The sequence below is a fragment of the Metabacillus sp. RB-C-LZQ-3-1 genome (assembly GCF_058315175.1).
In genome coordinates this window covers 1-15,043 of the sequence record NZ_JBZFLI010000025.1, presented here as the reverse complement: position 1 = coordinate 15,043, position 15,043 = coordinate 1, and the positions used below count along the sequence as shown (strand labels likewise).

Annotated in this window: 13 protein-coding genes; 12 read left to right on the top strand and 1 reads right to left on the bottom strand. The window is 35.2% G+C overall.

The genetic code is table 11. The features are described 5' to 3' along the window. Positions 1-65: 65 nt before the first annotated feature. The 7 genes from AC4GZ8_RS23665 to spxA all read left to right on the top strand — a co-directional run bounded on the left by AC4GZ8_RS23665 (position 66) and on the right by spxA (position 7,425). On the top strand, positions 66-1,754 hold the full coding sequence (locus tag AC4GZ8_RS23665; protein WP_491084342.1) for a peptide ABC transporter substrate-binding protein: 1,689 nt from the start codon (positions 66-68) through the stop codon (positions 1,752-1,754). A gap of 146 nt (positions 1,755-1,900) precedes the next feature. Then, the gene (gene opp3b, locus AC4GZ8_RS23660; RefSeq protein WP_491084341.1) at positions 1,901-2,830 is read left to right on the top strand and encodes an oligopeptide ABC transporter permease; all 930 of its coding nucleotides are present in this window, start codon (positions 1,901-1,903) and stop codon (positions 2,828-2,830) included. Next, the gene (opp3C, locus tag AC4GZ8_RS23655; RefSeq protein WP_491084340.1) at positions 2,830-3,852 is read left to right on the top strand and encodes an oligopeptide ABC transporter permease; all 1,023 of its coding nucleotides are present in this window, start codon (positions 2,830-2,832) and stop codon (positions 3,850-3,852) included. Before opp3b ends, opp3C begins: the two co-directional genes overlap by 1 nt. Before the next feature lie 21 nt (positions 3,853-3,873). Further along, positions 3,874-4,917, top strand: coding sequence for an ABC transporter ATP-binding protein (locus AC4GZ8_RS23650; protein ID WP_491084339.1), 1,044 nt, complete (start codon positions 3,874-3,876; stop codon positions 4,915-4,917). Between the two features lies 1 nt (position 4,918). Continuing rightward, positions 4,919-5,857: an ABC transporter ATP-binding protein gene (locus AC4GZ8_RS23645; protein ID WP_491084338.1), complete on the top strand. Its 939-nt coding sequence runs from the start codon at positions 4,919-4,921 to the stop codon at positions 5,855-5,857. Positions 5,858-6,203: 346 nt separating this feature from the next. Then, the gene (locus tag AC4GZ8_RS23640) at positions 6,204-6,782 is read left to right on the top strand and encodes a GNAT family N-acetyltransferase (protein WP_491084337.1); all 579 of its coding nucleotides are present in this window, start codon (positions 6,204-6,206) and stop codon (positions 6,780-6,782) included. A gap of 247 nt (positions 6,783-7,029) precedes the next feature. Continuing rightward, positions 7,030-7,425 carry a transcriptional regulator SpxA gene (gene spxA / locus AC4GZ8_RS23635; RefSeq protein ID WP_491084336.1) on the top strand — a complete coding sequence of 132 codons (396 nt, stop codon included), beginning with the start codon at positions 7,030-7,032 and terminating at the stop codon, positions 7,423-7,425. A gap of 223 nt (positions 7,426-7,648) precedes the next feature. Here the strand turns inward: spxA and AC4GZ8_RS23630 are convergent, their stop codons facing one another. Then, positions 7,649-8,317, bottom strand: coding sequence for a TerC family protein (locus AC4GZ8_RS23630; protein WP_491084335.1), 669 nt, complete (start codon positions 8,315-8,317; stop codon positions 7,649-7,651). 540 nt (positions 8,318-8,857) lie between these two features. Between AC4GZ8_RS23630 and mecA the strand changes: the two genes are divergently transcribed. The 5 genes from mecA (at position 8,858) to pepF (ending at position 14,935) form a co-directional block, all read left to right on the top strand. Further along, positions 8,858-9,529 (top strand): adaptor protein MecA, encoded by a 672-nt coding sequence (mecA, locus tag AC4GZ8_RS23625; protein ID WP_491084334.1) that lies wholly within the window; start codon positions 8,858-8,860, stop codon positions 9,527-9,529. A gap of 361 nt (positions 9,530-9,890) precedes the next feature. Then, positions 9,891-11,402: a cardiolipin synthase gene (cls, locus tag AC4GZ8_RS23620; RefSeq protein WP_491084333.1), complete on the top strand. Its 1,512-nt coding sequence runs from the start codon at positions 9,891-9,893 to the stop codon at positions 11,400-11,402. Between the two features lie 138 nt (positions 11,403-11,540). After that, positions 11,541-12,725 carry a competence protein CoiA gene (locus AC4GZ8_RS23615; RefSeq protein ID WP_491084332.1) on the top strand — a complete coding sequence of 395 codons (1,185 nt, stop codon included), beginning with the start codon at positions 11,541-11,543 and terminating at the stop codon, positions 12,723-12,725. Positions 12,726-12,797: 72 nt separating this feature from the next. Next, positions 12,798-12,968 carry a hypothetical protein gene (locus AC4GZ8_RS23610; RefSeq protein WP_491084331.1) on the top strand — a complete coding sequence of 57 codons (171 nt, stop codon included), beginning with the start codon at positions 12,798-12,800 and terminating at the stop codon, positions 12,966-12,968. A 140-nt stretch (positions 12,969-13,108) separates the two neighbouring features. Then, complete coding sequence (gene pepF, locus AC4GZ8_RS23605) at positions 13,109-14,935, top strand: oligoendopeptidase F (protein ID WP_491084374.1); 1,827 nt, start codon at positions 13,109-13,111, stop codon at positions 14,933-14,935. The last annotated feature ends 108 nt before the right edge of the window (positions 14,936-15,043 follow it).

Here is a 15,043-nt window from a genome sequence, read left to right as displayed (position 1 = left end):
ACTGAATACTTGTATAATAATCCGTGTAAAGAAAACTTGTTCAAAAAAAAAGGGAGGTCAAATTTGTGAAAAAGTCGAAATATTTTCTACTTTTAGCATTAACGCTTGTACTAAGTATGTTCTTAGCTGCATGTAATGGCGGCGGAGATACTGGTAAAGAGACAGAAGCAGGCGGAGATGAAGGTGCAGCAGAGCAAAAAATTACTGCACTTGAGTCACAAGCAATTCCTTCAATGGATAGTGTAATGGCTCAAGATACTGTAAGTTTCACTACAATGAATAACGTAATGGAAGGTTTATACCGTCTAGACCCAAACCAAGAAGTTGTTGAAGGTATGGCAGAGGGTGAACCAGAAGTTAGTGAAGATGGTACAGTTTATACATTTAAAATCAGAGATGCAAAATGGTCTAATGGTGACCCGGTTACTGCACATGATTTCGTTTATGCATGGCAACGTGCAATTGATCCTGCAAACGCATCACCGTATGGTCCATATATGATGGATGGCAAGATCAAAGGAGCTGCTGAAATCTCTGCAGCTGGTGCTGAGAAAAAAGAATACGATCTTAACACATTAGGTGTTAAAGCAATCGATGATAAAACACTTGAAGTAACATTAGAAAGACCAATTCCATATTTCAAATCATTAATGGCGTTCCCAACGTTCTATCCACAAAACCAAAAATTTGTTGAAGAACAAGGTGAAAACTACGCAAAAACAGCTGAAAACCTGGTATATAACGGACCATTCGTTTTATCTGACTGGGGCGGAAGCACTGCATCTGAATGGACTTACACTAAAAACAAAGATTATTGGGATGCAGACACTGTTAAGCTAGAAACAGTTCAATGGAATGTATTAAAAGACTCTCAAGCAGCTGCAAACGCATTTGAAACTGGTGAAGCAGATATAACAGGAAAACTTTCTTCTGACATCGTTCCTCAATATGAAGGCGATGATAGAATGGTTAAATGGTTAGAGCCTACAATCTTCTGGTTGAAATTTAACCAAAAAGAAAATGATGCTCTAAAAAACCCAGATATTCGTAAAGCAATTGCACAAGCAGTTAACAAAGAAGATTTTGTTAACAGCGTATTAAACAACGGTTCAATTGTTGCAAACTATGCTGTTCCTCAAGAATTTGTTAAGAATGAAGAAACTGGAAAAGATTTCCGTGAAATTAATGGAAACGAATTGTTGCCATATGATGTAGATGCAGCAAAAGCATCATGGGAAAAAGGTTTAGCAACACTTGGTACAGATAAAGTTGAAATCAGATACTTAGGTGATGATACTGAAAACGCTAAGAAAATTGCTGAATATGTTAAAAACCAATTAGAAACAAATCTTCCTGGACTTACACTGAAAGTTGAAAGTGTGCCATTTAGCGTTCGTTTAGATCGTGAAAATTCTCAGGATTATGATATCCAAATGGCTGGTTGGGGTCCTGACTATTTAGACCCAATGACTTTCTCTGACCTATGGTTAACTGGCGGAGGAAACAACAAAATGGATTACTCTAATGAAAAGTATGATCAGTTAATAAAAGATGCTCAAACAACTTTAGCACAAAAACCTGTAGAGCGTTATGAAGCTCTTGCTGAAGCTGAAAGAATCTTACTTGAAGAAGATGCTGCGATTGCACCTATGTATCAACGTTCTTCTAACGTGTTAGTAAACGAGAATGTTGAAGGATTTACTTACCACTTAGTAGGACCAGAATATAGCTACAAATGGGCATCTGTAAAATAAGTATTGATTTAATTTGTGCTTTTTGATTATAGTGATAGTTGATGTAAAGAGAGAGTATATTGAATGTTGATATACTCTCTCTTTTCCCTTGTTGGGAAATTGTCGAACTTTGTAGAATATTTAATTTATTTAGGAGGTGCAGTCATATGGCGAAATACTTAACTCAGCGTGTTATTTATATGGTCATTACACTCTTTTTAATTGCCACGTTTACTTTTTTCCTCATGAAAATAATCCCAGGTACGCCTTTTACAAATGCTGGTAAATTATCAGAGACACAGCTTACAATTATGAAAGACAAATATGGTCTTGATGAACCGGTTCCGGTGCAATATATGAACTATATGGTGAATTTGCTGAAAGGTGATTTAGGTGTTTCCTTTCAATTCAATAACGTAGGAGTTACTGAAATTTTAATGGATAGCATCGGTCCGTCAGCAACACTTGGATTTCAGGCAATTCTTTTCGGAACATTTTTTGGTATTATTTTAGGCGTAATTGCAGCATTACGACAAAATACGTGGGTTGATTATAGTGCAACATTTTTAGCTGTACTTGGTAAGTCAATCCCTTCATTTGTTTTTGCGGGACTTTTGCAATATTACATTGCTGTTAAATTGGGATGGTTTCCAGTTGCTTTCTGGAAAGGACCAGAATACACAGTTTTGCCTACAGTTGCGTTAGCAATGTTCCCGATTGCAACAGCGGCAAGGTTTGTTAGAACTGAAATGGTAGAGGTTTTAGAATCAGATTATATTACTCTTGCTAAAGCTAAAGGTGCAAGCTGGTTTGAAATTGCATTTAAGCACGCGCTAAGGAATGCGTTAATTCCAGTAGTAACAGTATTAGGACCATTAGTTGTAAGTTTAATGACTGGTTCCCTGGTTATTGAAAAAATATTTGGTATCCCGGGATTAGGTGAGCAATTCGTAAAATCAATTACAGTAAACGACTATCCTGTTATTATGGGTACAACAATCCTATTTGCAGTTCTATTTGTTGTCGTTATCTTAATTGTAGATTTACTGTATGGAATCATTGATCCGCGGATTCGTTTAGCGGGAGGTAAAAAATAATGGCTCATGAAAAAATTTCAAAAGATAGGTTTAAACCCGCTCATATTGATTCGGCGAAAAGTGAAGAGATTTCCAAGCCAAGCCTTAATTATTGGCAAGATGCATGGTTAAGAGTTAGGAAAAATAAAGGAGCAATTGTTAGCTTAATTGTTTTAGCTATACTAACTATTATGGCTCTTGTTGGTCCACATTTAAATGGGTATGGCATTGATGAACAAAATCTTAAACATTCAAACCTGCCTCCAAGAATTCAAGGTTTAGAGAATGTCAGTTGGTTACCATTTGATGGAACTTTAACTAGAAAAAACGGTGATGTTTATAATGCATATGAGCAAAAAAATGTAGACGAATATTACTGGTTAGGTACAGATAGTCTTGGTCGTGATTTATTTACACGTGTATGGAAAGGTACACAAGTATCTTTATATATTGCAGTATTAGCAGCTGTTATTGATATGGTCATTGGTGTATTATACGGAGCTATTTCCGGATTTGTTGGCGGCCGCACAGATAATGTTATGCAGCGTATTACAGAAATATTAGTAGGTATTCCTAACCTTGTTGTTGTTATCCTCATGATTATTGTGTTGGATCCAGGGATTTTATCGATTACAATCGCCTTAACCATAACAGGTTGGGTCGGTATGGCGAGGGTTGTTCGTGCTCAGGTAATGAAATTAAAACAACAGGAATATGTTTTAGCAGCTAGAACATTAGGACTTTCAAATGGAAAGATTATCTCGAAGCATCTATTACCAAATTTAGCTGGTGTTATTATTATCAACACAATGTTTACAATTCCAAGTGCGATCTTTTTTGAAGCCTTTTTAAGTTTCATTGGATTGGGGTTACAGCCGCCATTGGCTTCATTAGGTACACTCATTGATGATGGATTTAAAGTTCTTCAGCTATATCCTTATCAGATGATCATACCAGCAATAGTTATCAGTTTAATTATGATTTGTTTTAATATGATTGCGGATGGACTGCGTGATGCTTTAGATCCGAAAATGCGTGACTAGAAAAGGTAGGTGAACCCGAAAATGGATAAAATCTTAGAAGTGAAAGACTTGCACATTTCATTCCATACGTTTGCTGGAGAAGTGCAGGCAATTCGTGGAGTTAACTTTGATTTGTATAAAGGGGAGACATTAGCAATCGTAGGTGAATCTGGTTCAGGAAAATCAGTTACAACCAAAGCGATTATGCGTTTGCTTCCTGAAGCAAATTCCGATATTAAACAAGGTGAGATTCTTTTTGAAGGTAAAGATTTAGCAAAAGAATCAAATAAAAATATGCAAAAAATTCGCGGGAAAGATATTTCGATGATTTTCCAGGATCCAATGACATCGTTGAATCCAACAATGAAAATTGGAAAACAGATTATGGAACCGATTATTAAGCATCAAAAACTAAGTAAAGCAGCAGCGAAGGAACGTGCAATTGATATTTTAAGGCTTGTTGGGATACCTAGACCTGAAGAACGCTTTAATCAATACCCACATCAATTCTCTGGGGGAATGAGACAAAGGGTCGTCATCGCGATTGCTCTTGCATGTAATCCGAAGGTTCTGATCGCTGATGAGCCTACTACTGCATTAGATGTTACAATACAAGCTCAAATTCTGGAATTAATGAAGGAATTACAGCAAAAAATTAATACATCCATTATTTTTATCACTCATGACTTAGGTGTTGTGGCAAATGTTGCTGATCGTGTGGCTGTTATGTATGGTGGAAAAATTGTTGAAACGGGAACAGTTGATGAAGTTTTTTACAATCCACAGCATCCATACACTTGGGGGTTAATTAGTTCAATGCCAAGTCTTGATACTGATGAAGAGGAACTATACGCGATTCCAGGTACACCACCTGATTTATTACACCCGCCAAAGGGTGATGCATTTGCGCCACGTAATGAGTATGCGATGCAAATTGACCTGGAGGAGCAACCTCCTATGTTTAAAGTGTCTGATACACATTATGCTGCCACATGGTTACTTCATCCAGATGCGCCAAAGGTTGAACCGCCTTTAGCAGTAAAACGACGCCAACGTCAATTCCCTGATGGAAAAGGGGGAAACTAAAATGGGAACGACAGAAAAATTATTAGAAATTAAGAACTTAAAACAATATTTTAACATTGGCAAGCCTAATGAAGTAAAAGCAGTAGACAATGTTACTTTTGATATATTTAAAGGGGAAACATTAGGACTGGTTGGAGAATCAGGTTGTGGGAAATCGACAACTGGTCGAACAATTATCCGATTGTATGATGCTACTGATGGTGAGGTTTTATTCAATGGAGTAAATGTGCATGGCAAAAAGTCCCGTGCGCAATTAAAGGAATTTAACCGAAAAATGCAAATGATCTTTCAGGATCCACAAGCTTCTTTAAACCCAAGAATGAAGGTTTCAGATATTATTGCTGAAGGTATTGACATTCATGGGCTTGCAAAATCGAAAAAAGAACGAATGGACAGAGTAATTGAATTACTTGAAACTGTTGGTTTAAATAAAGAGCACGCAAACCGTTATCCTCATGAATTTAGTGGCGGACAGCGACAACGTATTGGAATTGCTCGTGCACTTGCCGTTGACCCTGAGTTTATTATCGCTGATGAACCAATCTCAGCATTAGATGTATCGATTCAAGCACAGGTTGTTAACCTAATGAAAAAGCTTCAAAAGGAAAAAGGTTTAACATACTTATTTATTGCCCATGATTTATCAATGGTGAAATATATTAGTGATCGTATCGGAGTTATGTACTTTGGTAAGCTTGTAGAATTAGCTAGTGCGGAAGAGCTCTACAACAACCCAATTCATCCATATACACAATCATTATTATCAGCTATTCCACTTCCGGACCCGGATTATGAGCGTACTCGTGTAAGAAAAACTTATAATCCTAGTCAGCATAATTATCAACCGGATGAAGAAGTTGAATTCAGAGAAGTAAAACCAGGACATTTTGTTATGTGTTCTCAAGCGGAATTTGAGAAATATAAAAAAGAATATGTTTAATCAACCAAAATAAAAAGAGATTACCGTTGTGTAGTCTCTTTTTATTTTGGTTGATTATTTATAAACTTTTTTGTTTTGTAACTAGTATTCGAAATTAGTTAATTTCCGCTCCAGGATGTTCACTTTCCGCCGTAATCAACCGAAAAGTTTGTGTACAAAGAACCTATTTAAAAACAACAAACATTTTAGAGAAGAGTATTTTTATTAATACTTCAAGACAAGACTAAGCATTTTGTGTTAGAATAGAATAAGAACAAATGTTCCTGTAGGGAGAATGTTTAATAATTGTTTAAAAGGGTATATATAAGCATGGGAGAAGTTATTAAATTGTGATAGGAGCAGATGAATGAACTGGTATGAGAAATTAAATCAGTATTTTCCCATTGAAGAAATGAAGTCAAAGGAGCATATGGAAGCATTGCTTCAAGAAAAGAAAGATATCTATCATAAGGATGAAGGGAAAAATCATGTATTAATGTACGCAGAACTTCCTGATTTTATCTTTATTGATTACCTCTTTGTTTCGAAGGATGCTCGGGGAGAAGGACTAGGCAGCAAATTAATAAACAAGCTAAAAGATAAAAACAAACCAATTATTCTTGAGGTTGAGCCTGTCAATTATGAAGATTCTGATTCAGAGAAACGCTTGAAATTTTATCAAAAACAAGGATTTATACATGCTGAATCAATTGGGTATGAGAGACGTTCTCTTGCAACAAATGAAGTAAACAAGCTGGAGATATTATATTGGGCTCCCAATAATGAATCCGAAGAGGAAATTTTTGAGGCAATGCAGCAAACTTATACCCTTATTCATACATTTAAAGACAAGGAACTATATGGTGAATCCTATCAGCCTGTTCATGAAGTTTTAATAATGAATAATGATAAAAGCAACCAAAATATTTTCGATGAGTTAACTTAATTGAGAATCAGGACAGTGACTTTTTTTGATGAATAAGATGAATCTTAATCCGAAAAAAGTCACTGTTTACATATACATTCTAGAGTTTTCAAGATTGTAATGGTTTTGTCATACTTTTAATGTATTTTCTATATGCATACTTACTTTTTTATAGTATAATCAATTTATTGGTTCTTAATTAAATTAATTTTAATTTTAGAAAGATATAAATTTGTTACTCATTCTATATTTAGAGGAGTGAAAGTCAATGGTTACATTGTATACATCACCAAGTTGTACTTCTTGTCGTAAAGCTAAAGCATGGTTAGAGGAACATGATATTGCATATGTTGAAAGAAATATTTTTTCTGAGCCTTTAACCATTCAAGAAATTAAAGAGATCCTTCGAATGACGGAAGATGGAACAGATGAAATTATTTCAACGCGCTCTAAAATTTTCCAAAAGTTAAATATTAACTTGGAAACATTGCCATTGCAAGATCTATATACTCTCATTCGAGAAAATCCTGGTCTGCTTCGTCGTCCTATTATCATTGACGAGAAAAGACTGCAGGTAGGCTACAATGAAGATGAAATTCGACGTTTCCTTCCACGTCGTGTTCGAACGTATCAATTACAAGAAGCACAACGTTTAGTTAATTAAATATAAGAAGAGGTAATTTCTATTTAAGATCCTAATCATTTGAATCTTTTAGAAATACCTCTTTGTTTATTTTATCCGCTTTTAACGGGCAATAAGACCCCGCCTCAAGCTTCTGAGTTATAGAAGGTGGGGGAGGGTACCTTCCCTTAAAGGTCCGAATTGTTTCAACTAACCATTAGTGAGGGATGAAGAACCCCCCACTAATGGAAGTTTGACTTTATAGCTATTCTTTTCTTAAAAAAAATTGCTGATAAATAAGACCTGCTAGCAAAATAAAAGATACCGTTAAGTACGGGATACTTTGCTCTATCATAGGATAAGAGCTATACAGGTTTTGTAAATTAGGTTCTTCGATGATCATTTTTCCTGATGTAAAGGCCAGTAATCCGCCGCCAAGATAGATCAAAAATGGATACTTCGTAAGTAATACAAGTATGATTTTACTTCCCCAAATGATAATAGGTATAGATATAAGCAGTCCTAGCGCTACTAATATCATATGCCCCTGTGCTGCTCCAGCTACTGCAAGGACATTATCAAATCCCATTAATAAATCAGCTATAACAATTGTCTTAATTGCTTTCCATAATGAATGATGACTTTTGATTTTTGTTGTGTCTTCTTCTTTCCCGACAATGAGATGGTAAGCAATATAGAGAAGGAAAACACCGCCTATAAGCTGTAGGAATGGTATTTTTAATAAATAGACGGCAATGAAAGTAATAAAAATTCGAAAGACAATTGCAAGCATGGTTCCCATGATAATGGCTTTGTTACGCTGAATATCGGGCAGGTTGCGACATGCCATAGCAATAACAACAGCGTTGTCTGCTCCAAGTACTAGGTCAATTCCTATGATCATGAGAAGTGATAACAGAAAATCTTGTTCCATCTTTTATACCCTCTTTTCAGCTTTTTGGAATTTAAAATTGTATAAAAGTTTTTACTTAGTTTAGTGTCTAGCTCCGATGGTTAGGATGTGCAAGTGCAGTCTGAACGACAGGAATTCCCGATTTTAGACTGCCTCGAGTTACAAGCCAATTTGGAATTGAAGGAAAAAACGTCATCTATTCCAAATCGTTTATTTGCCCTAGGCTGATCAAGGTGTTGCGCTTTTAAGTGCTCGTACAATTATATGAAGGCATTCATAAGATATGCTTGAAGATTCATATAGGTAAAATAACTGTTTTTGTAAATTCAGAGTTTTTTTATTTCCTTTAAAGACTTTTTATCATAAAATAGGAGTACAAGATTCTTTCAATATTGAAGGTTTTGAACATAAGTGTTAAATATCTCTCTTTCAATGGAGAATAAAGGCACTTTACTTTGCTTACGGTTAAATAGTTGAAATTTTGGGCAAAGTGTAGTAAAGTACAACTACCCTGAGGGGGGTTGTCCCTTCAACATCTTATATAGAAGGGAAGGTTGAGTAATGGAAATCGAACGCATTAACGAGAATACTGTAAAATTTTATATTTCGTATTTGGATATAGAAGAGCGTGGTTTTGATCGTGACGAAATATGGTATAATCGTGATCGAAGTGAAGAGCTTTTTTGGGAAATGATGGATGAAGTCCATGAAGAAGAAGAGTTTATGGTTGAAGGTCCTCTTTGGATTCAAGTTCAGGCACTTGATAAAGGGTTAGAAGTCATTGTGACGAAAGCGCAAGTGTCAAAAGACGGACAAAAGCTTGAACTCCCAATTTCCGATGAAAAGCTTAAAGAATTACCAATAGATGAAAATATAGAATCCTTATTGGATCAGCATTTTAATAAATCAAGTGATTCACAAGATGATCACATGGAAGAGATGGAGCAACAGCTTCAGTTTGTATTAAAATTTAGTGATCTTGAACATATCATTTCCTTGTCTAAATATTCGCTATTAAATGGAATGACGAATCATTTATACACGCTCGACCAACAGTATTATTTATATATCGAGTTTGATGATGAGGTAAGTGATGAAGAAATTGAGAACACTTTAAGTATTCTACTTGAATATGGACAAGAATCCCGAGTGACGATTCATCGACTTGAGGAATATGGCCAAAACATTGCAAAAGATCATGCTTTAACTGTGATAAGAAAGCATTTCTCCTAAATAGATCATTAATAAGAAAAAACCGATTTTTATGAATCGGTTTTTTTTATCGTCCAGCCCCGAAGCCCAGGACGTGCAAATGCAATCGTGGAGATTGACGTCGCGATTTTAGACTGCCTCTAGGGTCTGCCAATTTAGAATTGAAGGCAAAGAACACCTTCTATTCTAAATCGTCTTTTGCCCGAGGCTGACCAAGGCGCTTGCGCTTTTCTTATTTATTTTCGATTTTAAGGGTTAAAAAATGAAGTTAAGTAATAAAATAGTGAGAACTGTAAAGGGGATGACAGACAGTAACATAGATAAAGGTTTCGTTTTCTTAATGAAAGGGAAGTAAGATAAAAAATAAGACAGGTGAAAGTCAATGAAATTTACATTCCGATTACTACTATTTATCACACTAATTGCTTCCATTATCCTTATTACAAAAAACTTTTGGGGAGATTGGATTGTTGGCTCTGTCAGTGTCCTTTTTACATTGTCTATAATTTTTATCTGTATTGTTATTTTCTTAGAGAATAGACATCCCTCACATACGATCACATGGCTTGTTGTACTTGGAGGGTTTCCGTTAATAGGATTCTTTTTTTATTTACTCTTTGGCAGAAATATTAAAAAGAGACGTTTGTTTGAAAAAAAAGCACTTTTAGATGAAAAAGCATTTTTAGAAATAGAAGGGAATCAAAGTACATATCAAGAAAAGATTGATCATATGGGAGACCATCAGCAATTATTGTTTAAGCTTGCTCATCGATTGGGACATAGTCCGATTTCATTTTCTACGAAAACGAAAGCATTAACAGATGGAATTGAGACCTTTGAACATATTTTTCAAGAAATAAAAAAAGCAAAACATCATATCCATCTTGAATATTACATTGTGAGAGATGATCAGGTTGGGCAGGAATTAAAGAATGTTCTAATTGAAAAGGCAAAAGAAGGAGTAGAGATTAGATTTCTTTATGATGCTGTTGGATGTTGGAAATTATCGAAAGAATATATTAAAGAATTAGGAAAATCAAGAATTGAAATGGTTCCGTTTTTACCGGTCCGAATTCCGTTTTTAAACAATAAAATTAATTTTCGCAACCATAGAAAGATCGTTGTAATTGATGGAGAAGTCGGCTTTGTTGGGGGCTTAAATGTAGGAGACGAATATTTAGGGAAGAATTCCTATTTTGGATATTGGCGTGATACACATCTGCTTATAAAAGGTGAAGCAGTCCGAACGTTACAAATGATTTTTTTGCAAGATTGGTACTATATGACGGACAAAAGGCTTTTGCCACATATGTATTTATCATCAAAACCAGAGACACTGGAGGAAACTGGCGGAGTGCAGTTAATCGCGAGTGGTCCAGATAATAAATGGGATGTTATTAAAAACTTATTTTTTTCGATGATTATTTCTGCAAAAGAATCAATTTGGATCGCATCTCCTTATTTTGTTCCTGATGAAGATATCCTTACTGCATTAAAAGTTGCTGCATTGAGTGGAATTGACGTAAGACTTCTTGTCCCTAAACGGCCAGATAAAAAAGTTGTTTATTATGCCTCAAGGTCATATTTTCCCGAACTATTAGAAGCAGGAGTAAAAGTGTATGAATACGAAAAAGGATTTTTACATAGTAAAATAATCATTGTTGATTATGAACTAGCATCGATCGGTACAGCAAATATGGATATGAGAAGTTTTCACTTAAACTTTGAAGTAAATGCTTTTCTTTATCGAACAGGTAGTACACAAAAACTTGTAGATGCATATATGAATGATATTAACCATTCTAGAGAGATTATTTTAGAACAGTTTTCAAAGCGCTCACTCCCTGTAAAGCTTTTTGAATCTGGAGCAAGGCTTATGTCACCACTTTTATAACACCTAATTTAAACGATCAGTGAAAACTGGTTGTCTAAAATAGGTGTTTATTTTTTAAGCATCACTAGAAAATTAAATTTTAGTGATTTGTCAATTCCATTTTCTTGTGGATAATGAAAAGAAAAAGGAGGGGAAAATTTGTTTGTCGCGATTGATCAAAAAGGAATCATGATAAATGTAGCCGAAAAAAAGTGGTCTAGGCAGAGGTTAATAAAGCTAAGGGAGGAAACAAGTTTTATCTGCCCGGCTTGTAAGCAAGAATTAGAACTAAGAATCGGTACCATTATTTCAGCACATTTTGCTCATAAAAAATATGGGGAATGTCCTACAGTCAAAGGAAGTCATGAAAGTGACTATCATATGAGGGGAAAGCTTGATTTGTATCAATGGTTTCAAAGACAGCACGTGATTGAGTCAGTGAAACTTGAGCCATATTTACAACAAACAAAGCAGCGTCCGGATCTATTAATTGAGTACCATCAAAAAAGAATCGCCATTGAATATCAATGTTCAACAATTGATGCAAGATCCTTGAAAAATAGGTCCAAGCAGTACCAACAGGAGGGAATTCCTTATTTATGGATTTTAGGGGCCAAGACCTTAACTAGAGTAGGAGCACGTTCCTATCAACTATCTCCTTTCCAATGGAATTTTATTATAAAAAAAGAAAATACAGCTCCATATCTATTTTCATATTGTCCTGATGCAAGGACGATGATCGTTTTATATAATATCCTTCCATTTTCCTCACGATTTGTTATTTCTGAACATAAACACTACGCATTACCTTCAACATCCCTTCAGGAGGTAATGAAAGTTCCGATACAAAATAAAACCATTTGGCAAAAGGAGTGGATTCAAAAAATAAGAAAATTTCGTCTCAGTGCACCTGGCTTTCAATCGAAACAAACCTCTCGATTTCATACCTATCTTTATCAGACACAAAAGCTTCCGCTATCATATTTACCTTCCTATGCATTCCTTCCTTTAGTTGATAATTACATTTTTGATTCTCCTGTCTATGTGTGGCAGGGATGGATCCTCTTATTTATTCATTCTCTCCCTTTACAAACTTTATTTAGTATTCACAATGTATATCACGATTTTTCGATGAAAATGAACGAGGGCTTCATTACGACGCGTTCGCTAACTAATTCAGTTTCCTTTATTTCTGCAATTGATACATATCTTATGAAGCTGGCTGATTTATCTATTATTGTGTTTGAAGAAAAAGAAAATCTAAGAAAAGTAAAAGAAATAAGATGGACAAATCAAATCGAGGAGTTACTTAAAGAAGATGCAAAAATAATAAATTCCCTATAAAGGGCGAATATGAATAGTAATTTATTTTTTGAACAAATTAAAAGGAGGATATTAACATAAAGAGGTGGGCATATGTTTAATATGAAAAGAAAAAGTAATCCAGTAGTATTGATGGCTTCAATGTTAGGTGTTGGAGCAGCTACTTACTATTTGACAAAAGAAGCTATACGGGGTGAAGATAGAAATAGTAAGGTATTTAATCCAACCGAAACTCCTTTCGACTATATTAGGAATGAATTTTAATTGGCTTCTGCGGAGAAAGGTCTTTGGGAGGGTTGGAAATGAACAAGTGCAAATTCTTAAATCTACTAGCAGCTATAATACTTATGTGTTCGATGAACACGAGCTCCGCATTGGCTATTAACGTTAAAGGGGGAAATGATATGTCAGAGCAAGCAGCGGTAAAAAAATTACCTTCTAGAAATGACATCAAAGTAGAAGATACTTGGAGATTAGAGGATATTTTTCCTACAGATGATGCATGGGAGAAAGAGTATAATGAAGTGCAAAAAGCACTGCCTAAATTAGCTGATTTTAAAGGAAAGCTAGGTGAGAGTGCTACTTCTCTTTATGAAGCACTTTCTTATCAAGATGAAGTAATGGAGCGGTTAGGAAAACTTTATACATATGCACACATGAGATATGATCAGGATACAACAAACTCAAAATATCAGGCGCTAAATGATCGTGCTCGAAATTTATACACACAGGCTTCAAGTATTAGCTCATATATTGTACCGGAAATTCTTTCAATTGACGAAGCAAAAATTAAGCAATTTTTAGAAGAGAAAGAAGAGCTTAAGCTTTATGAGCATGCATTAGATGAAATTAATCGCCAACGTCCACATGTTTTATCTGCGGAAAAGGAAGAATTATTAGCAGAAGCTTCAGAGGTTTTAGATTCTTCAAGCAATACATTTGGCATGCTGAATAATGCGGATTTAACTTTTCCAACTATTAAAGATGAAAATGGAGAAGAAGTTGAAATCACACACGGTCGTTATATCCGCTTTTTAGAAAGTGAGGACCGAAGAGTACGCGAAGAAGCATTTAAAGCAGTTTATAGCAAATATGATGAGTTTAAGAACACATTTGCTAGTACACTAAGTGGAACAGTCAAAAAGGATAACTTTAGTGCAAAGGTAAGAAACTACGAATCAGCGAGACAAGCAGCACTTAGCAGTGACAATATTCCAGAGGAAGTGTACGAAAACTTAGTTAATACGATTCATAATCATTTGGATTTGCTTCAACGCTATGTGAAACTTCGCAAAGAAGTATTAAAGCTTGATGAAGTTCATATGTATGACCTCTACACTCCGCTCATTAAAGATGTAAAAATGGAAGTAACATATGATGAAGCAAAGGATTATATTTTAAAAGGTCTTGAACCGTTAGGTGAGGATTATATTTCAATCCTAGAAGAAGGCTTTGAAAACCGTTGGGTGGATGTTCACGAAAATAAAGGAAAGCGCAGTGGTGCCTATTCTTCAGGTGCATATGGAACAAATCCTTATATTTTAATGAATTGGCAGGATAATGTAAACAACTTATTTACTCTTGCTCATGAGTTTGGACATTCAGTACACAGTTATTACACACGTAAAACTCAACCGTATCCATATGGAAACTACTCAATTTTTGTTGCAGAAGTAGCTTCAACTTGTAATGAAGCCTTGTTAAATCATTATTTATTAAATACAATCGATGACGAAAAGAAACGTCTTTACTTACTAAATCACTTCCTAGAAGGATTTAGAGGGACTGTTTTCCGTCAAACAATGTTTGCTGAGTTTGAACATATTATTCACCAAAAAGCACAGGCTGGAGAGCCTTTAACACCTGAATTATTAACGAAAACATACTATGACTTAAATAAAAAATACTTTGGTGAAGATATTGTGGTTGATGAGGAAATTGGCTTAGAATGGGCAAGAATTCCTCACTTTTATTACAACTACTATGTCTATCAATATGCAACAGGCTATAGTGCAGCAACAGCATTAAGCAATCAAATACTTGAGGAAGGCCAGCCTGCAGTAGACCGCTATTTAGAGTTCTTAAAAGCAGGAAGCTCAGATTATCCAATTGAAGTCCTTAAAAAAGCAGGTGTTGATATGACCTCATCAGCACCAATTGAAGAAGCATGTAAAGTGTTTGAAGAAAAATTAAATGAAATGGAAGAGCTATTAGCTAAGGTGAATAGTTAAGAAAGATAACACTCAAAAAGGAATGTGCACATAACGCACATTCCTTTTTTCGTGCGCCTGGCATGGGTGCAATCTATAGGGTGAGAGTCCCGAACTGTGAAGGCAGAA